This window comes from Chitinophaga qingshengii, from assembly GCF_014529935.1.
In the GTDB taxonomy this organism is placed as follows: Bacteria; Bacteroidota; Bacteroidia; order Chitinophagales; family Chitinophagaceae; genus Chitinophaga; species Chitinophaga qingshengii.
The window spans coordinates 3,384,879-3,406,862 of sequence record NZ_JACVFC010000001.1 but is presented as its reverse complement, the minus strand read 5'-3'; the positions used below and the strand labels follow the sequence as shown (position 1 = coordinate 3,406,862).

Below are 21,984 nucleotides of genomic sequence, written 5' to 3'. Positions count from 1 at the left end.
CATCATGACAAGAAATTTGAGATATCAATATAGTGGTAATATTACCAAAGCGGTGGCAGGATTGCTGATAATAGCAGTTGGTTTTACTTCCTGCAGTAAGTTTACAGAACTTACTCCAAAAAATCAGCTGGCGGATAATACCGTTTTCACTGACTCCGCGCAGGTGGAGCTGGCATTGAATGGCGTGTATAATGCGGCTGCTATCGGTAGCTACAACGATAGTTACACTGCCGGACGTGGCTATCCTTTCGGTGCTGCCTCTATTGAGCAGGGTGAAATGAGAGGGGAAGATATGGTCAACCTGGAAGGGTTTTATGAAATCACTTACAAGGCACAGTATTCCACCACTTCCGCGAATAATGTGAATATGTGGGTAAACCTGTATGCGCTGATCAACCAGGCTAACACCTTCATAGAAGGAGTAAAAGCTGCAACAGGTAAAGGGGTTATTTCATCCGCAAAAGGATTGCAACTGGAATCGGAGGCCCGCTTCCTGCGTGCGCTGGCTCATCATGAACTGTTGATTCATTTCTGCCGCCCATACGCTTCTAAGAATGGTGGTGAAATGGGTATTCCTTACCGTACCATGGCCATGAACTCCGTTGCGAAAATCGAAGAGGGTATCAAAGTTGGCAGAGGTACTGTAGCAGAAGCCTATGATAAAATCCTGGCCGACCTGGATTTTGCCGAACCTAACTTAAACGGTACTACGAAATTCGGTTATAACCACGCTACTCAGGGAGCTGTGATTGCTTTGAAAATGCGGGTAAAGCTGCATAAAGGCGATTATGCCGGTGTAATTGCAGAAGGCGTCAAGTTGGGTACTGCTGCTGCCGGTACCAGCTTTACCAGCGCCATCAACGGATATGCACTGACTGCCAGCCCGGACGAACCATTTACTAAAAATGATAAGAATGGGGAATCTGTTTTCTCTATTGCCAACAGTGCGCTGGCAAATGGTGATACGAACGGTGCGCTGGCTTCCATGTTCCTGCCTTCCACCAGTGGTGGCCGCGGACTGGTAGCTACCAGCCCTAACCTGTACAATGCACCTTTCTGGGCGACTGATGACCTGCGCAGGTCATTGATGCAGATTAAACAAACTACCACTAAAGATGGTAAACCGGTGGATAATTATTACTTCAGCTACAAATACCGCGATGGTCTGAATAAATCTGACTGGGCGCCTATTATCCGTTATGCGGAAGTATTGCTGAATGCGGCTGAAGCCTATTCCCGTACCGGCAACATTGCCCAGGCATTTTTGCTGTACAACGCCGTACGTAACAGATCACTACCTGCTGCCAGCCCAAACAGAATTACCGTACCGCCTGCAGACATGACACTGGCTATCCTGAACGAACGTCGTGTTGAGTTTGCCGGTGAAGGCCGCCGCTGGCCGGATATCCACCGTCTTGCACTCGATCCGGTGTATTCCGCCAAAGGTATTCCGGCCAAAATATTGAAGGCCGATCTTAAAACGGATGGTAGTGATTACAATACTACTACCAGACCAACGGTTACGCCAAGCTATAACGCCATCACTTATACGGATTACCGTTTTATTTGGCCTATTCCGTCCACTGAAACTGCTTCCAACCCTACGTTGAAAGCACAACAGAATCCAGAATACTAATATCTATAGCATAATTAGATGATGAGTAACATATATTCAGTTAACATCGGTCCCGGGAATCCTCCCGGGACATTTTTTTTGTAGCAGATATAAAACAAAGGCCGGCCTGTATACCAGGCCGGCCTTTGTTTTATATCAAAAAGAATTATTTCAGTACTTGTTGCAGTTTAGCAATCAGATCATCGCCTCTGAGGTCAGTGGCAATTACCTTGCCTTGCGGATCGAGCAGAAAGTTGGTCGGGATAGCGTTGATACCATACAGTGGTACTACAGATGAATCCCAGAACTTCAGGTCGCTCACGTGATTCCAGGTGAGACCATCTTTCGCGATAGCAGCCAGCCATTGATCTTTGGTTTTGTCCAGAGAAACGCCCAGGATGGTGAAGTTTTTACCTTTAAACTGTTGGAAGGCTCTCACTACATTAGGATTTTCCTGGCGGCAAGGTCCGCACCAGCTGGCCCAGAAATCGAGCAGCACGTATTTACCACGCAGCGACTTCAGGCTGATTGTTTTGCCATTAGGATCAGGAAGAGAGAAATCAGGTGCTTCCTGGCCTACTTTTACCGCTGCAGAAGGTTCTTCGCCACCTGCCGCATCACCGGCGCCTGTCTGGTTGCTTTTTTCCAGCTCAGCGATTTTATCGGTCATGCTTTTTACCAGGGTGTTTTTAGGAAAACGGGTAGTTAAACCGGCGATCACCTGTTTGTGGGCAATGATTTCTTCCGGGTTTCTTACCTGGCTGATAGCAAAAACGGCGTTGGCCGGATTTTTAGTTTTTTCAGCGACATCAAAGAAGCTTTGTTCGAAATCTTTTTCTTTCTTTTGGATAGCGGCCAATTGCGGCTGAAATACACTGTCCGGTACTTTAGCGCCGTGGAGGCTGTCTACCTTGCGCATTTCTTCTGTCAGGGCAATAGACTGTTTGCTGATGTCCTGCAGGAACTGCTGCAGTTCGGAAGTTGCTTCAGAACCGGTTACCTTCATGGCTTCCAGGTTGTTGACATCGCCTTCCAGTTTCATATCTCCGGCGTCGAGCGACAGCAGGATGAATTTGCCATTATCAAAACGGATACGGTAGAGACCTTGTTCGGGAACCATACCTTTCAGGGTAAATTTGCCACTGGCATCTTTTACGCTGGTAGAGTCCACCATTTTCAGGTTATCGAGCGTCAGTTCTTCCAGTACGATAGAGCCGAGGGGAAGATTGGTAAAGTGTCCCTCGATTTTAAATTCTCCTTTTTCCTGTTGACCACCGGTACATCCGGCCAGGAACGCTGCAACGGACATCCACAATAAGTATTTTTTCATGCTACTGATTTTTTATCGTTTTTCTGAGCCTTTCAACTGTCAATATTAGCTAAATATCTTCAAAGCGGCTACCCTTTCAATTTTTCTGCCAGCAGTTCGTTGGTCAGTCGCGGATCTGCCTTGCCTTTGGACAGTTTCATGACTTCTCCCACAAAAAGGGATAACAATCCTTTTTTGCCACCGCGGAAAGCGGCCACCTTGTCGGGGTATTTGGCCAGTACTTCATCGATAATGGGACTGATATTATCCGCATTGGTATCCTGCAGGAGATTGAGCCGGGTAGCGATGGACAGCGGGTCCTCGGAGGTGCTGGTCATCTCCGGTAATATCCTGGAAGAGGCGATGGAGAAACTTACTTTCCCGCTGTCAGTCAGTTGAATGAGGGCTGCCAGGGCAGCCGGTGTAACCGGGAACCGGGAGATATCTTCCGAATGTTCGTTGAGCCATGATTTTACCGGGCCCAGCATCCAGTTGGCCGCAGCCTTGTATTGTGTGGTGATAGCAGTAAGACTTTCAAAATAATCGGCGGTGCCTTTATCGTCACAGATCACGCGGGCGTCATATTCCGGCAGACCGAAAACGGTAATATATTTTTGAATGAGTTCTTCCGGCAGTGCTGGCAGGGTAGCTTTGATAGAAGCGATGAATTCATCTGTCAGGTGGAAGGGGGCCAGGTCTGGTTCCGGGAAGTAACGATAGTCGTTGGCTTCTTCTTTGGAACGCAGGGAGAATGAGCTGCCGGTAGCGGCATCGAAGCTGCGGGTTTCCTGTACCAGGGTGCCGCCGGCTTCGATCAGGTCTATCTGTCTTTTGACTTCATTATCGATGGCCCGCTTTACGTTGCGGATAGAGTTCATGTTTTTTACTTCCACTTTGGTACCCAGTGTGGTAGTGCCTTTGATACGTACGGAGATATTGGCATCGCAGCGCATGCTGCCTTCTTCCATGTTACCGTCGCATACGCCGAGATAACGCACGAGGCGCCGCAGTTCCGTGAGATAGGCGTAGGCTTCGTCGCTGGTGTGCATATCGGGTTCGCTCACAATTTCCACGAGGGGCACGCCGGCGCGGTTATAGTCAACATAGCTGTTGGCCGGGTCCTGATCATGCAGCAGTTTGCCGGCATCTTCCTCCAGGTGGATACGGTTGAGCTGAATCTGCCGGCTGCCGGCATCGGTTACTACCGGTACATAGCCGCCTTTGCAGATAGGCGCCGTATGCTGGGATACCTGGTAGCCTTTGGGCAGGTCGGGGTAGAAATAATTTTTTCGGGCGAAATAGTTGTCTTTTTCAATCTCGCAGTGGCAGGCGAGGCCCAGTTTGATGGCATATTCCGCCGCTTTACGGTTCATCCGGGGCAAGGTGCCGGGATGTGCCAGGGAAATGGCGCTGATATGTGTATTGGGCGCTCCGCCAAAGGCTGCACTGTCGCTGCAGAACAGTTTACTGTCGGTCAACAGCTGGGCATGTACTTCCAGCCCGATCACAGTTTCATATTTGCTATAGATATCGCTCATAATCCGTACTGATTACCACAAATATATTCAAATAATGCTGGGTTTTCGGCCTATTTCATGCCCGGAAATACCTAACTTGAGGCAGATAAAGGTTAAATTTTCACCCTATGATCAGCAATGCCCAGATAAGTCAACTGTACAAGTCCCAGCACGATTATTTCGATTCCGGTGTTACCCGTCCTTATGCTTTCAGGAAGACGATGCTGCAACGACTGAAAAAAGCGATACAGCGTTTTGAGCCGCGTATCCTCGAAGCACTGAAGAACGATCTGCATAAACACCCGCTGGAAGCCTATAGCAGCGAGGTGGGATTTTTATATGAAGAAATCGCCTATATCGCAGCCAACCTGAAACAGTGGATGGAGCCGGAAGTGGTGACTTCGCCTTTTGTGACTTATCCCAGCAGCAGCCGTGTATACCGCGAGCCGCTGGGCCTTACGCTGATCATCGCACCGTGGAATTATCCTTTTATGCTGCAGATCAGCCCGCTGGTAGGCGCTATTGCCGGCGGTAACTGCGCCATCCTGAAACCTTCTGAACTGGCGCCACATACCGCCACGGTGATCGCCGATATGATCCGGGAAACCTTTGATCCGGCGTATATCAGCGTAGTAGAAGGCGAGGGTGGTACCGTGATTCCGGCATTGATGGCTTTCCGTTTTGATCACGTATTTTTTACCGGTAGTATTCCGGTAGGAAAAAAAATTATGGAGATGGCAGTGCCGCATCTCACACCCGTGACACTGGAACTGGGTGGAAAATCTCCCTGTGTGGTAGATGAAAAAGTGAATATAAAGGTGGCGGCTAAACGAATCATCTGGTCCAAATTCTGGAATGCCGGCCAAACCTGTGTAGCGCCCGATTACCTCCTGGCACATCATAAAATAAAGGAGGAACTGGTGGCAGCGCTGAAAGCGGCTATCGTTGAGTTCTTTGGGGATAATCCGGCGGCCAGCGAAGACTATGCCCGGATGATCAATACCCGCCGTTTCGATGCGGTGGCGGCTTATCTGAAAGAAGGACATGTGCTGCATGGCGGACAAACAGACCGTGATCAGCGCTACATCGCCCCTACCCTGCTGGATGATGTAGAGTGGGATGATCCGGTGATGCAGGAAGAAATCTTCGGCCCGGTGCTGCCTATCCTTACTTTTGAGACTTTACCGCAAGCCATCGAAGCCATCCGGAAAAATCCCTATCCGTTGGCGTTATATGTCTTCACCAAAAGCAAAAAAACAGAAAATGCATTGATAGAACAGGTGCGTTTTGGTGGTGGTTGTGTCAACAATGCCCTGGTGCATCTCACCAATCCTGAGCTGCCCTTTGGAGGAGCGGGTTATAGCGGTATGGGGCAATATCACGGACGTTACAGCTTTGAAACGTTCACACATGCCAAAGGCATGCTGAAAACGGCTACCTGGCTGGATGTGCCGGTGAAGTATCCGCCGTTTAAGAATAAGCTGGGTATGCTGAAGAGGATTATGAAATAATGGGAAACATAAACGTCTATCAAACGAAACGGCTGACCTGCTGGTCAGCCGTTCGCCTGTATATTAAACCCAAAAGAAAAAAGTCTGTTTAAAGATCTGCTGTATGCAGTTTTTTCGGAACCTTAATATCGATGGTCTGCGTTTGACCATTTCGTTTAATCGTAGCCGTTATAGTTCCTTTGTTGCGGTTAGCGCGGTAGAGTTCAGCTACGTCATGTGCTGATTTTACCGGGCTGCCGGCCATATCGGTAATCAGGTCGTTGATTTTGAAGCCTGCTTTTTCTGCCGGGGAACCGGGTGTCATGTTGATCACCTGTGCGCCATCGCCTTCGTCGGTGTCCTGTACCTGGATGCCGAGTTTTACGCCTTCATCCGGTGTGTTGAAAGAGAAGCCCGGTCCGCCAAATCCTTGTCCGCCGCGGGGCATGGGAAAAGTAAACAGGTTGCCTCTTCTGCGGGGGCCACTGAATTCACTGCCGAAAGAATCTTCTTTTCTTTCATCCAGTGTGACGGATGTTTTGCTTTCCTTTTTATTGCGTATATACGTAACCGTTATTTTGTCACCTGGTTTGAAACGGCCAACGGTTTCAAACAGCTCTTTCGGTTCGTTGATCGTTTCATTATTGATTTTTGTGATGGCGTCTCCTGTTTTGATACCTGCTTTTTCAGCCGGGCTGCCGGGAGCAACCGTTTTTACGGTAGCGCCTGCAGCGGTTGTTTTTTCGGTGATTACACCGAGTACTGCTTTGTTACCGGTGATCGGCAGGGCTTCGCCTTCTTCGTCATCTCCGTCACTGTTAAAGAGTTGGATACCGCCGCCGGAAGGCCCGTCAAAACTGAAGTTGTTGCCATTCATCGGCGTGATACTGCGACGGAAAACAGAGATGTCAGGATTATTGTATTCATCCATTTTTTTGCCGTCGATCAGGATATCGCCGTCTTTGATTTCTACGGTTACTTTACCGCCTTTGTTGCTTTTGTTTTTAATGACGATTTCATCATACTCGCCCATTTTATCTTTAGCGGGAGCATTCCGGTTTTGTGCGGATGCTACACTAATGGCCAGGCAACCGAAGCCTGCAAGGGTAAAATTTCTGAGTACGTTTTTCATATGCCAGTTTAATTTTTTTGGTGTTACAAAAATAACCGGGGCAACAGGCAAGAAAAAGTTAAAACTGTTTGTCAGGTGACGGTGATCATCTGATGAAATGTTAAAATTTTTTTCCAGGGGCTGCTTCCGGGGAATTCCTGCTACGATATTAAATAAAAAAGCCGACCTCCCGGGGTCGGCTTTTGATATATTAACCGAATGTGTTTATCCGATGATGGCTTTTACCGCAGCCACTACCTGATCCAGTTTATCTGTTTCCTGGCCGCCGGCGGTAGCGAATGATTTCTGTCCGCCGCCGCCGCCTTTGATCAGGGGAGCTACTTTTTCCTTGATGATTTTAGGTGCTTCCCATCCTTTGGCTGCCACCAGTTCGTCGGCGATGCTGAGGGCTACGCTGGCTTTGCCGCCGATATTGGCTGCAAACAGCAGTACATGGTTAGGGATGTCGTTTTTCAACTGCAGGGCCAGTTGTTTAAGGCCTTCCGCACTGCCAACGCTTACCACCTGACCGAGGAAATTAACACCGTTGATATCCTGTGCCTGGTTCCGCAGACTGGCAGCGAGCTGGCGTACTTTCTCCAGTTCCAGGGCTTCCAGTTGTTTTTCCAGGGAAGATTTGTCCTGAACCAGTGTTTCCACTGTTTTCACCAGTTCTTTCGGGTTCTTCAGGGTATTTTTGATTTCTTTGAGTTGTTGCAGCTGTTCGTTGACGAAGGCTTCGGCTTTAGCGCCGGTAACGGCTTCCACGCGACGAACGCCGGCGGCTACCGCACCTTCGGATACAAACTTAAACAGGCCCAGTTCGCCGGTGGAGCCTACGTGGGTACCGCCGCACAGCTCTACGCTGTAGGCCGGGTCCATGATCACTACACGCACCACATCGCCGTATTTTTCACCGAAAAGTGCCATGGCGCCCAGTTGCAGGGCTTCTTCCTTAGCCAGTTCCTTGATCACTACCGGGATGTTCTGACGGATCTTTTCGTTTACGATGCTTTCAATCTGTGCCATCTCTTCATCGGTCACTTTAGCGAAGTGGGAGAAGTCGAAGCGCAGGTTGTCTGCGTTTACGAGTGACCCCTTCTGGGCTACGTGTGTACCTAATATCTGGCGCAGTGCGGCGTGCAGCAGGTGGGTAGCAGAGTGGTGACGGGCCGTATCATGGCGTTTGTCTTTGGCTACGGTGGCTTTTACTTTGGCTGCCGGGTTAGCGGGCAGTTTATCGGCAAAGTGAATGATGAGGTTATTTTCTTTTTTGGTATCGGTAACATGGATTACCTCGTCATCGAAGTGCAGTACGCCGGTATCGCCTACCTGTCCGCCGCTTTCTGCGTAGAAAGGCGTTTGGCCCAGTACCAGCTGGAACTGCTCTTTACCTTTCGCTTTCATAGTGCGGTATTTCAGCAATTTGGTAGTGCCTTCCAGTTGTTCGTAACCGATGAATACGGAGTCCGGTGTTTCGTCCAGGATTACCCAGTCGCCGGCATCTACGGCGGTAGCGGCGCGGGAACGGTCTTTCTGTTGCTGCATAGCAGCTTTGAAGCCTGGCTCGTCAACGCTGAAACCGTTTTCGGAGGCGATCAGGGAAGTCAGGTCGTAGGGGAAACCGTAGGTGTCATATAATTCGAAAGCGGTTTGTCCGTCTACTACTTTGCTGCCTGCCTGTTTCATAAAGTCTTCGATCCGGCGGATACCGCTTTCCAGGGTACGGAGGAAGTTGTTTTCTTCTTCAAACACCACTTTCTTCACAAAGTCCACCTGCTGTTGCAGCTCGGGGAATACGTGAGAGAACTGAGCGGCCAGTACCGGCACGAGGTCGTGCAGGAGTGGTTTTTTCACGTCCAGGAAGGAGAAATAGTACCGCACCGCTCTGCGGAGGATACGGCGGATCACGTAACCGGCGCCGGTGTTGGACGGCAGCTGGCCGTCGGCAATGGTAAAGGAGATAGCGCGGATATGGTCGGCAATAACGCGGAAGGCCACGTCTTTGCGGGTATCAGTGCCTTCATATTTTTTGCCGGTGAACTGTTCGGTGGTATGAATGGTACCCATGAACAGGTCGGTGTCGTAGTTGGAGGTTTTACCCTGCAGTACGCGTACCAGGCGTTCCAGTCCCATGCCGGTGTCCACGTGTTTGGCGGGCAGTGGTTCCAGGGACTTGTCCTTCAGGCGGTTGAACTGCATGAATACATTGTTCCAGATTTCGATCACCTGGGGATGGTCGGCGTTGACCAGTGTTTTACCGTCTATGGCCTTCCTTTCGTTATCCGGTCGGCAGTCCACATGTATTTCGGAGCAGGGGCCGCATGGACCGGTATCGCCCATTTCCCAGAAGTTATCTTTTTTATTGCCCAGCAGGATACGGTCTTCTGCAATATGTTCTTTCCAGAAGTTATAGGCTTCCTCGTCTTTAGGCAGGTTTTCGTTCGCATCTCCCTCGAAAACAGTGACATAGAGTTTGTCTTTCGGGATTTTATACACTTCTGTGAGCAGCTCCCAGCTCCAGGCGATGGCTTCTTTCTTAAAATAGTCGCCAAAGCTCCAGTTGCCCAGCATTTCGAACATGGTGTGGTGGTAGGTGTCGATACCTACTTCTTCCAGGTCGTTATGCTTTCCGCTTACCCGGAGACATTTCTGCGTGTCCGCCACCCGGGTGTGGGCTGGCGTTTTGTTGCCCAGAAAGTAGTCCTTAAACTGGTTCATGCCCGCGTTGGTGAACATCAGGGTGGGATCGTTTTTAATCACGATAGGGGCAGAAGGAACGATCTGGTGTCCTTTCGACGCAAAAAAATCCAGGAATTGCTGTCTTATCTCAGATGCTGTCATAAATATGGATGCGAGTTAATATGTATTTTTATTTCCATGTAATACCGGAAAACGGTCGTTTTTATATTGTTTTTCAAGCCATTATAAAGTAGTTAGAAAATTGACATTCAAAAGGTTGATGTTTTAATCTAATTACATTAGGTTTGTGCGCCTTATTTTCCGACGGTTTACAGGGAGTGCAAAAATATTGAAACCTGTATGATTATTCAAAACAGGTTGTGTTACCCGATAAAAAAGTTAATGTGAACAGAAAATAACGCAACAACGGCCATCCGCTTGTTTGGACCTCATGAAATAAAATTGCTGGAATAGCGTTCACTGCTGTAAGCCAGCGTAAAGTACACCCGGTGCATGAAGAAGGTTAAATATTTTTACAATACCCAAACATTAAAATATGAGAAGCTCGTAGTATCCCTGCGGGTGAAGATCCTGAGAATACTCGGGTTTGTATCTGCTGCTATTGTTACCGGGGCTATCTTCCTGTCTGTTGCCTACCGGGTGGTAGACTCGCCGAAAGAGAAGTCGTTGCGCCGTGACCTGGAAGGGATGAAAGAAAAATATGACGCTTTACAGGGCCGTATGAAAGAAGTGAAGGGAAAGCTGGCCGAACTGGAAGACCGTGATAATGAAATTTACCGGGTGATATTTGAGGCCTCTCCTATCCCTGACAGTGCCCGGGAAGGCAAAATTAACCGCGACGAGGAAGCTGCCCAGCTGCAATCCTTTGCCAGCAGTGAGATTATTGCTTCTACCGGTATCCTGCTGAAGGAACTGACCAACCGTATCAAAGCACAGGAAAAATCTTATGACGAGATAGACAACCTGGTCAAGAACAAACAACAGATGCTGGCATCTATCCCGGCTATACAACCGGTGGCCAATAAAGACCTGAAACACATCGCTTCCGGCTTTGGATATCGTATCGATCCGATCTATAAAACCATGAAATACCATGCCGGGCTTGACTTTGCCGCACCCAGTGGTACGCCTATCTACGCTACCGGCGATGGCACCGTGGAAGAGGCCAGTTTGAGTGATGTAGGCTATGGCAACCATGTGATTGTACGGCATGGGTATGGTTATAAAACATTATATGGTCACATGCTCCGCATGAAGGTGAAGTCCGGCCAGGCCGTAAAACGCGGCGATGTACTGGGATGGGTGGGTAGCACCGGTAAATCGACCGGCCCGCACTGCCACTATGAAGTCATTAAAAACGGCGAAAAGGTGGACCCTGTGTACTTCTTCTTTAATGACCTTACCCCCGAGCAATTTGACCGTATGCTGAAGATGGCCAGGTCCGGCAACCAGTCTTTCGACTAATAGCCGGTACTGTTAGTGCCTAGGTTTTAATACGTTGTAACAGGTAAATGATATTTTTCCGGAGGATAAAAGCTACATGCTTGCCATGAAAAGCTTAACTTCATTCCCGTAAAGAATATTTTTCACCGTTTTTTACCGTTATGCAACAGTTAGACCTCTTTTCCACACCTGGAACTCCCCATCCGGTACCGGAGAGTGCGGGAGGCACTGTAAAAGTAAAAGTGAAGAAGACCATCGTTGTACCCAGAGAGCCAGGTAAAAAGCGGGGACGTAAATCATTGAAAGAGGTATCGGAAGACCCAGACTTGATTATGGAGTTGGACAAATTAGTGCTGGACAAGCAATATTATTCGATTAGTGAGGTAGCTGCCATGTTCCGGGTAAATACTTCACTGATACGCTATTGGGAAAATGAATTCGATATTCTTCAACCCAAAAAAAACAGGAAAGGCGACCGGTTATTCCGTCAGGAAGATATCCAGCACCTTAAACTGATCTACCATTTACTGCGGGAAAGAAAGTATACCATAGAAGGCGCCAAACAAAAACTGAAGGAAGATCTTAAACTGGCGGCCCGGAATTTCGAAATGGTACAGGCTTTGCTAAAGGTACGTGGTTTTTTAACCGAACTGAAAGATCAATTATAAAAACATGATTATGCGCTTGAAAACATTACTCCTGGGAGGCGGCCTGCTTTTTTCAACGATGGCCTGGGCACAGAATGGTAACGATAAAGTGATCAAAGGTAAAATAGAAATGAAAACCCTGATGCAAGACCAATCTACCGATTGGTTTTATAAAGGGGTTAACAGCTACCAGCCCAATGATAATATGCTCAACTACATTAAATCCAACCGGAGTAACTACAACCTGGTGGTGGTAATGGGCACCTGGGATGAAACCAGCCGTAAGGTGGTTCCTGAACTGTACAAAGTAATGATCACCGCCGGCAGCCCGGAAGACCAGGTACTGCTGTTCGGTGCTGACCAGAAGTTGCAAACAGACGCTCCTACCGATTATAAAGTGAAAAAACTGCCTACCGTAATCGTTTTCCGCGATGGTAATGAAGTGGGCCGTATCGTAGGTACGCCGAAAGAATCTATTGAAGGTGATCTGTCCCGCATTTTGCTGAGCAGTTCCAAGAAAGAAAAAGAATAACCGCTTTAAAGAGCTTCCTCCATAAGAAAGGCCTGTTGATGGGAATCAACAGGCCTTTCTTATGGAGGAATTTTGAAATTTAGTTATTTAGATATTTAGTTATTGGTGATGCAACAGTTCATTTGATTATAAGTAATAAACCTTGCATCACCAATAACTAAATATCTAATTCCTAAATGTAACATTGGTGGACGTAGTAGGCAATTTCACCTCGTTGTCTGCCAGCAACCGGATGATGGAGAGGTTTACCTTCTCCCGGAGGGCTGCATACTGGCTGCCATCGATGATATACGTATTGAAGATGACCTGAACGACATAGGTGTCTTTCGTGAAATCGTTGAGGTTTACCGTAAAGCCGGGCAGGATACTGGAATTGTCTTTCAGCAGGTTGCGGATATCGTCCAGCACTTTTACGAGCTTGTCCGGCGGCGTTTCTGAGCCTATTTCCAGGCGCATGGCCACCCGTTGCTGCGTACGGAGTGAGAGGTTGTCCAGGATACTGTCTACCATTTTTTTGTTGGGCACGGTCACGAAAGTCTTTTCCAGCGTGCGGATGCGGGTGCTGCGCAACCCGATTTTTTCCACGGTACCCTGGTAGGCGTCTACTTTTACGCTGTCGCCTACACGGAATGGTTTGTCGAAGAAGATGATAAAAGAGCCGATAAGGTTCTCGATGCTTTCTTTGGCAGCGAGGGCAAGGGCTGCCGCACCGATACCAAGGCCGGCGATGATCTTTTCTACCAGCGAAGGGCCAAAGAGTATCCGGATAAAGGCAATGGCACCCATAATAAAGATAATCGCCTTGAAGAAATCGCGGAAGAAGATGATAAACTGGTTATCAGTCTTATCTGCCGACACCTGGGCTTTTTTCTCCAATACCAGCGCGATGAAATCGATCAGGCGCAGCATGATCCAGATGATACTCATGCTGAAGGCCAGCGATAGCAGGGTATCCGTCAGGTCTTTCAGGGTAGCCTTGTTGTACAGGTGTACATTGAGTACAGCCGGGAAAGTGAACCGGTTGATGGTCAGCATAAAGGTGACCAGTAACAGAAAGTACTCCAGTGGCCGGAGCAGCAGGTTGATGAAGTCTTTTTCTTCGATCTGGGGGGACCAGTGGCGCACCAGGCGGAACAGGATGGCTGCCATCCCCTTGGATACATACCGTTTAATAAAAGACACGAAGAGCAGTACCCCAATGAGGATGAGATAGTCCCTTACGGGATTGTCCAGGATAACCTGGTTCAGGAAATCATTCATATGGTTAATTCTAAATAATACGTTTGATGTGATCGGCTATCAGCACCACGCCGGGCTGCATCCCTTCTTTAAAGCTGCCATAGCGGCTTTCGATGCCCAGGGCTTTGGCGCCGTTGCTGGTACCCCAGCATAGCAGCTCTGCCAGCGGGATGTCCGGGTAATGGGTCTGTATGGTCCTGATTTCTTCCCAAACAGACAGCTGATGGTTGGAAGCCAGGCTGTCGGTACCCAGGGTAATATTACATCCTGCCTCACGGAACAGGGGAATATCAGGCAAACGGTCTTCAATATACAAATTGGCCTGCGGACAGAAACACCACCAGGTTTCCACCGGCTGTTGCAGGGCAAACTGAATGTCGGCGGCGGAAGTGTAGGTGTTGTGTACCAGGAGTATTTTGTTGTGGGCAAAGCGTGGCAGGTAGGCTTCCAGGCTGTTGGTGCCGGCTGCCTGGAAACTGCCGGCGTCCATCCCGAAATGGGCATAGAACCGAAGGAAATCGCCGGTTTTGCTGTTATACAGTTCATTTTCCGCCTGGCATTCCTGGTTGTGGATGGTGACCGGCGTATTATGCGGTGTTTGCGCCAGCAGGCCAAAGAGTGCGCTGCTGACAGAATAGGGCGCATGCGGCGCTATAGAAGCGCTATGACCGGGTATTTCCCGGAAGGCCTGTAACACCTCCAGGCTGTATTGGTAGCGGGTAGCGGCGCTGCTTTCCGCTACGCCCATACATTCCACGAAAGTATGGTACCAGAGGCGCTGGTGGCGTTTTTGGGGAATAGTAGCGGGACTGTTGCAGATATCCCCTACCGCGGCGATGCCTGCGTCCCACATGGCCTGTTCGGCAGCAGCGATCGCGGCTGCCTGGTCCTGGCCGTGTTGCCGTCCTTCCATTACCCGGGTAAGGAAAGCAGGTAACCCGGTTTTTTCCGGAATCACTCCTTTCATGTGGGAAAGTTCCAGGTGGCAATGGGTATTCACGAAACCGGGACAGAGGATGCCCTCCACTTCCTGTACGTTGTCACCAGCAGCATTTTCCGCTACAATGCCCGTCACTACGCCGTTTTCATCCAGTACCAGTACCTGGCCGGGGCCTAAAAAACGCTGGCCGTCGAATATATCCTTCCCTTTTAATTTGATCTGTTTCAACAACCTGATATTTAATTAAATGAATGGTGTTAATTTTGCAACCCGATTAGCAGTATCACCGACCCCCCTTTCGGGAGGGATACTCAAAAGTCAAAGATAATTATGATAGACAAACTCGAAGCGATAAAAGGCCGTTTTGACCAGGTGGCGCTGGCACTGACCAACCCGGAAGTGGTAAGCGACAACAAAAAATTTGGCCAGCTAAGCAAGGAATACCGGCAGCTGGAGAAGATTGTGAAGGCATATGATGCCTATCGCAAGCTGCTGGATAATATTGCCTTCAACAAGGAAGTGCTGGATAGTGGCGATGAGGAGATGCGCGAACTGGCCAAAGCCGAAACGGAAGCGCTGCAAGAGCAAAAAGTGGAACAGGAAGAGGTAATCCGCAACCTGCTGATCCCTAAAGACCCCCAGGATGAGAAAAACGCTATCCTGGAAATCCGTGCGGGTACCGGTGGTGATGAGGCCAGCCTCTTTGCCGGTGACCTGATGCGCATGTACCTGCGTTTCTGCGAAACCAAAGGCTGGAGTACCAACCTGCTGAATGAGACCCCTGGTTCTGCCGGTGGTTTTAAAGAAGTGGTGTTAGAAGTGAACGGAGATGATGTATATGGTACCCTGAAGTTTGAATCCGGTGTACACCGCGTACAGCGTGTGCCTGCCACAGAAGCTGCCGGCCGTGTGCACACGTCCGCCGCTACGGTAGCCGTGCTGCCCGAAGCGGAAGAAGTAGACGTGGATGTACGCGAAGCAGATATTAAAATGGACACCTTCCGTTCCTCCGGTGCAGGTGGCCAGCACGTAAACAAAACCGAGTCTGCGGTAAGGCTCACCCACATTCCTACCGGCGTGGTAGTAGAATGCCAGGAAGGCCGTAGCCAGCACTCCAACCGGGAGATCGCGATGAAAATGCTGCGTACCCGTATCTATGAAGCGGCTGTCCGTAAACATGAAGATGCCATCGCTTCCCAGCGTAAAAGCCTCGTGTCTACCGGCGACCGTTCCGCCAAGATCCGGACCTATAACTACCCGCAAGGCCGTGTTACGGACCATCGTATAGGCATGACCGTTTACAACCTGGATGCCTTTATGAACGGGGAAATCAAGGATATGGTGGATGCGCTGCAGTTTGCAGAAAACGCTGAAAAGCTGAAACAAGGCAGCTAGTCACGCAAAGCGGCTAAGTGAGCAAAGGGCGCTAAGGAGCGGAGAAAGAAGCGGATGGTGCGTGCAAAGGCGCCAGGCAGCAAAGACGCAAAGCTTATTTGCTTATTATAAGGATAAAAGAGAGCGAAGCAGATCACTGTAATGAGTGTTCTCTTCGCTCTCTTTATTAAATCTTATTTAAATCTTACTAGTTTTAAACTCCTTCGCGCCTTCGCTGCCCGGCGTTTTTGTGTGCACCATCCGCTTCTTTCTCCGCTCCTTAGCGCTCTTTGCTCACTTAGCTTCTTTGCGGGACTTTGCGGGGTGCTGAAATAATCCTACATTTAATTTATACCTCGTTATTTTTCTCCATAAAAATCCATAGCAGATGTTAGAGCAATTAATGGAACTCGTTCGGGAACACGCACAGAGCACTGTTGTTAATAACCCTGACGTACCCAACGAACAAAATGAAGCGGTCATCGGCGCCGCTACAGCATCTATTACCAATGGCCTGCAACAGGAACTGGCCAATGGCAATACCGAAGGCGTGTTGTCTTTATTGGGCGGCCAGTCGGCTTCCGGCGCTACCCAGGACAACCCGGTGGTAAATAATATCTCCAATAATTTTGTAGGCACGCTGCTCGAGAAATTCAACCTGGACAAAGGCGCTGCAACGCAGCTGGCAGCTTCCCTGATCCCAACGGTGCTGGGCTCCCTGGTGAGTAAAACCAACGACCCGTCCAACAACAATTTCAGCCTCAACAGTATCTTCAGTTCCCTGACCGGTGGTGCTGCTAATGGTATCGATCTGCAGGGAGTGCTGGGTAAGCTGTCCGGCGGTCTGGATAAAAACGGCGACGGTAAGGTAGACCTGAGCGACCTGACCAGTATGTTTTCCAATGGCGCCAGCCAGCAGCAGCAAGGAAATAATGAGGCCGGCGGTATCGGCGGTATGCTCAAAAACCTTTTGGGCTAATTCGTTGTTGTCTCTCCGGATGTATTCATAACGGCAAAAACACAAGCATATCGTATATAATTATTTGATTATAAATTGATTGCTTGTGTTTTTTTTAATGTTTGTTCATAGTTATGTTTCAATAAGTTGTGGATACAAAAAAGAAACTGGCAAAGTATTTGTTTCCCACATTTCGACTTACATTTGTCATCCTGATTTACATATAAATAACCTTCATGTCTAAAATTACTATGATGAAAAGATTGAATGTTCTGGTAGCCCTGGTTTTATCTGCAACCATGTTGTTTAGCTGTAGCACCTGGCAGAGCATGGATAATACTAAAAAAGGCGCTGCTATCGGTGTGGGCGGTGGTGCTGCTGCTGGTGCCGTAATCGGTAAGGTAGCTGGTAACACAGCGCTGGGAGCCATTATTGGTGCTGCTCTTGGTGGTGCCGGTGGCGCCCTGATCGGTAAAAAAATGGATAAACAGGCTCAGGAAATCAAAAACGAAGTTCCGAATGCAACAGTAGAACGTGTAGGGGAAGGTATTAACGTGACATTTGATGCAGGCGTACTGTTCGGCTTCGACAAATCTGATCTGTCTCCTGCTGCACAGCAGAGCGTACAGCAGCTGGCTCAGATCCTGAACAAATATCCTGACACCTATGTGCGGGTGGAAGGTCACACAGACGACAAAGGTACAGACGCTTACAACATGGGTCTGTCTGAAAGAAGAACCAACAGCGTAATGAACTACCTGAAAGGTCAGGGTGTTGCTGCCAATCGTATCCAGGGGTTCTGGTATGGTAAGAGCCAGCCCAAAGTTCCTAATGATTCAGAAGCTAACCGTGCTATCAACCGTCGTGTTGAGTTCTCCATCTTCGCAAACGACAAGATGAAAATGGATGCGAAGAAAGAAGCCGGTCAACAATAAAGATATTAGATACACATATTTCTCATAAGCAGATATACATTCCCCCCTGGTTTCAGGGGGGATTTTTTATTGAGGCTTTTTGAAGAACAGGTAACGTACCAGTTTAAACACAAACACCCCGGCGATAGCGCCCAGCGTATCTGCCAGTACATCATACATGTCGAAACTGCGGCCAATGGCCCAGTATTTTTGAATCAGCTCAATAACAAATCCGTAGAAGGCAGCCAGTACCACAAACAGGAACAGTATGCCGGAGGATATTTTTTTCTGATGCCAGTATACACCCAGGCTGAGAAACAGCACAATACCCCCGAAAAGACCGAAATGAACGATTTTATCGAAGTGTACTTTTTCAAAGAATGAGTTGGAGGGGATGTCCTTTCCCGGCAGGGTGCAGAGGATAAGGATCAATATCATCCAAACAGTGGCCGGAAGATAATATTTCCAGAGTTTCATAATCCGGTAAATCGATTAACGTTGGGCAAAAAAAAGACAACAGGCTTGCCGTTCATAACGCGCAGCCTGTTGTCTCTTCTGTATATTAAATATCAGTTGGCGTAATTATTCTGCTACCAGCGCTTTGTATTGGTCTGCAGTCAGCAGGCCGTTCACATCAGCAGGGTTGGTAACGGTCATTTTGATCATCCAACCTTCGCCGTATGGATCAGAGTTTACGAGTTCTGGCTCGCTTTCGAGATCCGCGTTCACTTCGTCGATTTTACCAGCAACAGGCAGAAACAGGTCAGAAACAGTTTTTACCGCTTCTACAGTACCGAATACTTCTTCAGCACCAATAGTCTTACCTACAGTAGGAATATCAACAAATACGATATCGCCTAATTCGCGTTGCGCAAATTCGGTAATGCCGACTGTGGCAACGTTGCCTTCTAATAAAACCCATTCGTGATCCTTGGTGTAACGCAGGTTTGACGGAAAATTCATAATTAGTTTGGTTTTGAGCCGTAAAAATAAGGAATCCTTTAGGATTTACGGATTTTTTGATGTTGATATTTTGATGAACACTTTTAGAACAACAACCATTTTTTAACGACCCGTATTTTCATGGGAACGTCCTGTAGTGGCCTATTGTGGCTGTCAGTTTTCAGCGCGGCGATTTTGTCGATCACCTCCATGCCTTTAATTACCTGGCCAAAAATGGTATAGCTTTGGTCAAGATGCGGAGACCCGCCTTCCGTTTTGTACACCTCCCGTTGATCTACCGGGATCTTACGGCCTCCCAGCCTGGTTTTCTCCAGTTTGTCCAGCTCCTCATCGGTAAATACCTTGCCCTGCACAATGTAGAACTGGCATCCGGAAGAGGCTTTGGTGGGATTGTCGTCGCGTGCCGCTGCCAGGGCGCCTTTGCGGTGAAACAGGTCCAGCTGGAATTCCGGCGGGATGGTATACCCTACATCTCCCTCTCCCAGTACGGCGCCGGGTTTGGCGCGTTTGGAATCCGGGTCGCCTCCCTGAATCATAAACTGTTTGATTACCCGGTGAAACAGGGTGCTATCGTAGAAATGTTTCCGGCTTAGTTTCAGGAAATTGTCCCGGTGTTTGGGCGTTTGATCATACAGGCGTATCACCATGGTGCCGTAGGGTGTAATAACCTTTACTTTCCTGTTTTTAGCCATGGCCATAGTGGCCACAGCCAGCAATAAGGTACAAAGGAGTACAATTTTTTTCATGTCAGTGGATTATGCGTCTGCTTCGTCGGCGAAATACTCGATGATATGTTCTTTCAAAAAGGCTTCCTGTTCTGCCAGGCCGAATTTGGGAACGGGTTGCAGCTCTTTGAAATGAGGCCATCCGTCTTTATCATAACCATCCAGTTCGTAATAACCGCTTTTGCTGAGGAGGGTACACACCGCAACGTGCATCAGGTCCTGCTTTTGCTCTTTGGTATATTTTTTCTTCAGATGATTGATTTCATTGACACCGATCAGGAACAGTATCGCCTCCATATTAGGCTTTTTCCCGAATTTGGCTGTCAGCATATCTTCTATTGGTTTCCACCGCTTCTCAAGATCTTCCATGATATTGCTTTTTTTTTGGGTCAGAGTTTGCTGTTAAGTGGCTCATAGCCACGGCAAATGTACGTTATACGGAAAAATATTATATAAATATGCGGGAGCTTTCTTAATTTGGGCATCCCCGTTAGACTTATTTTCTTGGAGAGCAGCCACTGTGGCAAGTTTAACAGCATTTTAACGGCTATTTCACATAGTGATAAGTTTTATTTGACAAGAGAATGTTTATTTTAGCACACTTGAAAAACTAACAGCATGGAAAATACATCGTCCGATATCCGGCAACTGAATGAAAAAATTCACCAGGCCAGCGCTTTTGTGGATCTCCTGAACATGGAGCTGGGCAAGGTCATCGTGGGACAGCGTTATATGGTGGAGAGGTTGCTCATCGGTTTGCTGGCACAGGGACACGTATTGCTGGAAGGTGTTCCCGGTCTGGCAAAAACTTTATCTATTAAGTCGCTGTCATCAGCCATCAATGCTAAGTTCAGCCGTATACAGTTCACTCCCGACCTGTTACCGGCAGACGTGGTAGGTACTATGATCTACAACCAGCAGAAGAATGAGTTTGTGGTGCGTAAAGGGCCTATCTTCGCCAACTTTATCCTGGCGGATGAAATCAACCGTGCCCCGGCCAAAGTACAGAGCGCCCTGCTGGAAGCCATGCAGGAAAGACAGATCACCATTGGCGATAATACCTTTAAACTGGATGATCCCTTCCTGGTACTGGCTACCCAGAACCCGATTGAGCAGGAAGGTACCTACACCCTGCCTGAAGCCCAGGTAGACCGTTTCATGCTCAAAGTAGTAATCGGATACCCAACCAAGGAAGAAGAAAGACATATCATCCGTCAGAACCTGAACCCTGAAGCTGCTACGCCCATCCGTGCGGTTATTCAGCCGGCAGATATCATGGACGCGCGTAAGCTGGTTAGGGAAGTATATATGGATGAGAAAATCGAAAAATATATCATCGACATCGTTTTCGCTACCCGTAACCCGGAAGAATACAAGCTGCAGAAGCTGAAGCCGCTGATCTCCTATGGCGGATCTCCAAGAGCCAGCATCAATCTGGCGCTGGCAGCCAAAGCATATGCCTTTATGAAACGCAGGGGATACGTGATCCCGGAAGACGTTCGCAATATCTGTTTCGACGTAATGCGCCACCGTGTGGGGCTTACCTACGAAGCGGAAGCCGAAAACGTGACCAGCGAAAACATCCTCAGTGAAATTCTCAATGCCGTAGAAGTGCCATAATCGTTTATCATGTTGGACACTGCCGAAATACTCAAGAAGGTAAGACAGATAGAAATCAAGACCAAAGGGCTTACCAACCACATTTTTGCGGGCGAATACCACAGCGCCTTCAAAGGTCGTGGTATGTCGTTCAGCGAGGTGAGGGACTATCACTTTGGCGACGATGTACGGTCTATCGACTGGAACGTGACCGCCCGTTTCAATCACCCGTTTGTGAAGATTTTTGAAGAAGAAAGAGAGCTGACGGTGATGCTGCTGGTAGATATGAGTGAAAGCTCTGCCTTCGGTACCCAGAAACGTGACAAACGGGAACTGATCACCGAATTGTGCGCCGTACTGGCGTTTTCGGCCATCAAAAACAATGATAAGGTAGGCGTTATCTTCTTCAGCGACGGGATGGAAAAATATATCCCGCCTAAAAAAGGAAAATCACATATCCTGTTCATTATCCGTGAGCTACTATCGTTCACGCCTAAACGAAAAGGTACCAATATCAAGGAAACGCTCCGTTTCTTCAACAATGCCGCCAAAAAGCGCAGCATTGTATTTTTGCTGAGCGACTTCCTGTCCGGCAATTACCAGGATGCCCTTAACATCGCTGCCAAAAGGCATGACGTAGTAGGTATCCAGGTGTATGACCAGCGCGACCGGGACCTGCCTCCCGTTGGGCTTATCCAGGTAGCGGATGCTGAAACCGGCGCCACACAGTGGGTAGATACCGCTGACCGCCGGGTAAGGCAGTATTATGAACACCAGTTTGCACAACATGCGCAATATTGCAAAAATGCCTTTATGAAAAGCGGCGCAGAGCTGATGACCGTTCGTACTGATGAAGATTATGTAAAAGCGCTGCAGACATTTTTCCTAAACAGGGCTTAAGTTAT

General features: G+C 48.5%; 20 protein-coding genes. 10 read left to right on the top strand and 10 right to left on the bottom strand.

Features of this window, described 5'->3' with window-relative positions; genetic code table 11:
* The first annotated feature begins 4 nt into the window (after positions 1 to 4).
* Positions 5 to 1,636 carry a RagB/SusD family nutrient uptake outer membrane protein gene (locus ICL07_RS13270; RefSeq protein WP_188088384.1) on the top strand — a complete coding sequence of 544 codons (1,632 nt, stop codon included), beginning with the start codon at positions 5 to 7 and terminating at the stop codon, positions 1,634 to 1,636.
* A 145-nt stretch (positions 1,637 to 1,781) separates the two neighbouring features.
* On the opposite strand, the gene ICL07_RS13265 is transcribed toward ICL07_RS13270, so the two are convergent.
* Positions 1,782 to 2,945: a TlpA disulfide reductase family protein gene (locus ICL07_RS13265; RefSeq protein ID WP_223151829.1), complete on the bottom strand. Its 1,164-nt coding sequence runs from the start codon at positions 2,943 to 2,945 to the stop codon at positions 1,782 to 1,784.
* Positions 2,946 to 3,013: 68 nt separating this feature from the next.
* A complete protein-coding gene (gene gatB, locus ICL07_RS13260; RefSeq protein ID WP_188088383.1) occupies positions 3,014 to 4,462 on the bottom strand; it encodes an Asp-tRNA(Asn)/Glu-tRNA(Gln) amidotransferase subunit GatB in 1,449 nt (482 codons plus the stop codon).
* Positions 4,463 to 4,569: 107 nt separating this feature from the next.
* Between gatB and ICL07_RS13255 the strand changes: the two genes are divergently transcribed.
* Positions 4,570 to 5,952 (top strand): aldehyde dehydrogenase, encoded by a 1,383-nt coding sequence (locus ICL07_RS13255; RefSeq protein ID WP_188088382.1) that lies wholly within the window; start codon positions 4,570 to 4,572, stop codon positions 5,950 to 5,952.
* 88 nt (positions 5,953 to 6,040) lie between these two features.
* On the opposite strand, the gene ICL07_RS13250 is transcribed toward ICL07_RS13255, so the two are convergent.
* Together ICL07_RS13250 and alaS are read right to left on the bottom strand one after the other, a co-directional pair.
* The gene (locus ICL07_RS13250) at positions 6,041 to 7,063 is read right to left on the bottom strand and encodes a PDZ domain-containing protein (RefSeq protein ID WP_188088381.1); all 1,023 of its coding nucleotides are present in this window, start codon (positions 7,061 to 7,063) and stop codon (positions 6,041 to 6,043) included.
* Positions 7,064 to 7,267: 204 nt separating this feature from the next.
* Positions 7,268 to 9,886, bottom strand: a complete 2,619-nt coding sequence (gene alaS, locus ICL07_RS13245) for an alanine--tRNA ligase (RefSeq protein ID WP_188088380.1) — start codon at positions 9,884 to 9,886, stop codon at positions 7,268 to 7,270.
* A 351-nt stretch (positions 9,887 to 10,237) separates the two neighbouring features.
* On the opposite strand from alaS, the gene ICL07_RS13240 reads away from it, so the two are divergent.
* The 3 genes from ICL07_RS13240 to ICL07_RS13230 all read left to right on the top strand — a co-directional run bounded on the left by ICL07_RS13240 (position 10,238) and on the right by ICL07_RS13230 (position 12,367).
* Positions 10,238 to 11,209 (top strand): peptidoglycan DD-metalloendopeptidase family protein, encoded by a 972-nt coding sequence (locus ICL07_RS13240; RefSeq protein WP_188088379.1) that lies wholly within the window; start codon positions 10,238 to 10,240, stop codon positions 11,207 to 11,209.
* Between the two features lie 140 nt (positions 11,210 to 11,349).
* Positions 11,350 to 11,856, top strand: a complete 507-nt coding sequence (locus ICL07_RS13235; RefSeq protein WP_246485020.1) for a MerR family transcriptional regulator — start codon at positions 11,350 to 11,352, stop codon at positions 11,854 to 11,856.
* 10 nt (positions 11,857 to 11,866) lie between these two features.
* The gene (locus ICL07_RS13230) at positions 11,867 to 12,367 is read left to right on the top strand and encodes a thioredoxin domain-containing protein (RefSeq protein WP_188088378.1); all 501 of its coding nucleotides are present in this window, start codon (positions 11,867 to 11,869) and stop codon (positions 12,365 to 12,367) included.
* Positions 12,368 to 12,532: 165 nt separating this feature from the next.
* On the opposite strand, the gene ICL07_RS13225 is transcribed toward ICL07_RS13230, so the two are convergent.
* Entirely contained in the window at positions 12,533 to 13,627 is a 1,095-nt protein-coding gene (locus tag ICL07_RS13225; RefSeq protein WP_188088377.1) for a mechanosensitive ion channel family protein, read from the bottom strand.
* 10 nt (positions 13,628 to 13,637) lie between these two features.
* Positions 13,638 to 14,774, bottom strand: coding sequence for an amidohydrolase family protein (locus ICL07_RS13220; RefSeq protein ID WP_188088376.1), 1,137 nt, complete (start codon positions 14,772 to 14,774; stop codon positions 13,638 to 13,640).
* 102 nt (positions 14,775 to 14,876) lie between these two features.
* Here ICL07_RS13220 and prfA point away from each other — a divergent pair, with 102 nt between their 5' ends.
* From prfA to ICL07_RS13205, 3 genes are all read left to right on the top strand, one after another.
* On the top strand, positions 14,877 to 15,941 hold the full coding sequence (gene prfA / locus ICL07_RS13215; protein WP_188088375.1) for a peptide chain release factor 1: 1,065 nt from the start codon (positions 14,877 to 14,879) through the stop codon (positions 15,939 to 15,941).
* Between the two features lie 367 nt (positions 15,942 to 16,308).
* Positions 16,309 to 16,899, top strand: a complete 591-nt coding sequence (locus ICL07_RS13210) for a hypothetical protein (protein ID WP_188088374.1) — start codon at positions 16,309 to 16,311, stop codon at positions 16,897 to 16,899.
* 233 nt (positions 16,900 to 17,132) lie between these two features.
* The gene (locus ICL07_RS13205) at positions 17,133 to 17,813 is read left to right on the top strand and encodes a YiaD family glycine zipper/OmpA-like lipoprotein (protein WP_188088892.1); all 681 of its coding nucleotides are present in this window, start codon (positions 17,133 to 17,135) and stop codon (positions 17,811 to 17,813) included.
* Between the two features lie 66 nt (positions 17,814 to 17,879).
* Here ICL07_RS13205 and ICL07_RS13200 read toward each other — a convergent pair whose 3' ends face one another.
* From ICL07_RS13200 to ICL07_RS13185, 4 genes are all read right to left on the bottom strand, one after another.
* On the bottom strand, positions 17,880 to 18,269 hold the full coding sequence (locus ICL07_RS13200; RefSeq protein WP_188088373.1) for a VanZ family protein: 390 nt from the start codon (positions 18,267 to 18,269) through the stop codon (positions 17,880 to 17,882).
* Positions 18,270 to 18,374: 105 nt separating this feature from the next.
* A complete protein-coding gene (gene gcvH / locus ICL07_RS13195) occupies positions 18,375 to 18,755 on the bottom strand; it encodes a glycine cleavage system protein GcvH (protein ID WP_188088372.1) in 381 nt (126 codons plus the stop codon).
* Positions 18,756 to 18,838: 83 nt separating this feature from the next.
* Positions 18,839 to 19,501: a peptidylprolyl isomerase gene (locus ICL07_RS13190; RefSeq protein ID WP_188088371.1), complete on the bottom strand. Its 663-nt coding sequence runs from the start codon at positions 19,499 to 19,501 to the stop codon at positions 18,839 to 18,841.
* 9 nt (positions 19,502 to 19,510) lie between these two features.
* On the bottom strand, positions 19,511 to 19,849 hold the full coding sequence (locus ICL07_RS13185) for a hypothetical protein (RefSeq protein WP_188088370.1): 339 nt from the start codon (positions 19,847 to 19,849) through the stop codon (positions 19,511 to 19,513).
* Between the two features lie 249 nt (positions 19,850 to 20,098).
* Between ICL07_RS13185 and ICL07_RS13180 the strand changes: the two genes are divergently transcribed.
* Both ICL07_RS13180 and ICL07_RS13175 read left to right on the top strand, forming a co-directional pair.
* Entirely contained in the window at positions 20,099 to 21,100 is a 1,002-nt protein-coding gene (locus ICL07_RS13180; protein ID WP_188088369.1) for an AAA family ATPase, read from the top strand.
* Positions 21,101 to 21,109: 9 nt separating this feature from the next.
* A complete protein-coding gene (locus tag ICL07_RS13175) occupies positions 21,110 to 21,979 on the top strand; it encodes a DUF58 domain-containing protein (RefSeq protein ID WP_188088368.1) in 870 nt (289 codons plus the stop codon).
* Positions 21,980 to 21,984: the final 5 nt, after the last annotated feature.

Excerpts from the sequence above, each read along its gene's own strand:
- ICL07_RS13270 (WP_188088384.1), top strand. The coding sequence starts at position 5 with ATGACAAGAAATTTGAGATATCAATATAGTGGTAATATTACCAAAGCG.
- ICL07_RS13265 (WP_223151829.1), bottom strand. The coding sequence starts at position 2,945 with ATGAAAAAATACTTATTGTGGATGTCCGTTGCAGCGTTCCTGGCCGGA.
- gatB (WP_188088383.1), bottom strand. The coding sequence starts at position 4,462 with ATGAGCGATATCTATAGCAAATATGAAACTGTGATCGGGCTGGAAGTA.
- ICL07_RS13255 (WP_188088382.1), top strand. The coding sequence starts at position 4,570 with ATGATCAGCAATGCCCAGATAAGTCAACTGTACAAGTCCCAGCACGAT.
- ICL07_RS13250 (WP_188088381.1), bottom strand. The coding sequence starts at position 7,063 with ATGAAAAACGTACTCAGAAATTTTACCCTTGCAGGCTTCGGTTGCCTG.
- alaS (WP_188088380.1), bottom strand. The coding sequence starts at position 9,886 with ATGACAGCATCTGAGATAAGACAGCAATTCCTGGATTTTTTTGCGTCG.
- ICL07_RS13240 (WP_188088379.1), top strand. The coding sequence starts at position 10,238 with ATGAAGAAGGTTAAATATTTTTACAATACCCAAACATTAAAATATGAG.
- ICL07_RS13235 (WP_246485020.1), top strand. The coding sequence starts at position 11,350 with ATGCAACAGTTAGACCTCTTTTCCACACCTGGAACTCCCCATCCGGTA.
- ICL07_RS13230 (WP_188088378.1), top strand. The coding sequence starts at position 11,867 with ATGCGCTTGAAAACATTACTCCTGGGAGGCGGCCTGCTTTTTTCAACG.
- ICL07_RS13225 (WP_188088377.1), bottom strand. The coding sequence starts at position 13,627 with ATGAATGATTTCCTGAACCAGGTTATCCTGGACAATCCCGTAAGGGAC.
- prfA (WP_188088375.1), top strand. The coding sequence starts at position 14,877 with ATGATAGACAAACTCGAAGCGATAAAAGGCCGTTTTGACCAGGTGGCG.
- ICL07_RS13210 (WP_188088374.1), top strand. The coding sequence starts at position 16,309 with ATGTTAGAGCAATTAATGGAACTCGTTCGGGAACACGCACAGAGCACT.
- ICL07_RS13205 (WP_188088892.1), top strand. The coding sequence starts at position 17,133 with ATGAAAAGATTGAATGTTCTGGTAGCCCTGGTTTTATCTGCAACCATG.
- ICL07_RS13200 (WP_188088373.1), bottom strand. The coding sequence starts at position 18,269 with ATGAAACTCTGGAAATATTATCTTCCGGCCACTGTTTGGATGATATTG.
- gcvH (WP_188088372.1), bottom strand. The coding sequence starts at position 18,755 with ATGAATTTTCCGTCAAACCTGCGTTACACCAAGGATCACGAATGGGTT.
- ICL07_RS13190 (WP_188088371.1), bottom strand. The coding sequence starts at position 19,501 with ATGAAAAAAATTGTACTCCTTTGTACCTTATTGCTGGCTGTGGCCACT.
- ICL07_RS13185 (WP_188088370.1), bottom strand. The coding sequence starts at position 19,849 with ATGGAAGATCTTGAGAAGCGGTGGAAACCAATAGAAGATATGCTGACA.
- ICL07_RS13180 (WP_188088369.1), top strand. The coding sequence starts at position 20,099 with ATGGAAAATACATCGTCCGATATCCGGCAACTGAATGAAAAAATTCAC.
- ICL07_RS13175 (WP_188088368.1), top strand. The coding sequence starts at position 21,110 with ATGTTGGACACTGCCGAAATACTCAAGAAGGTAAGACAGATAGAAATC.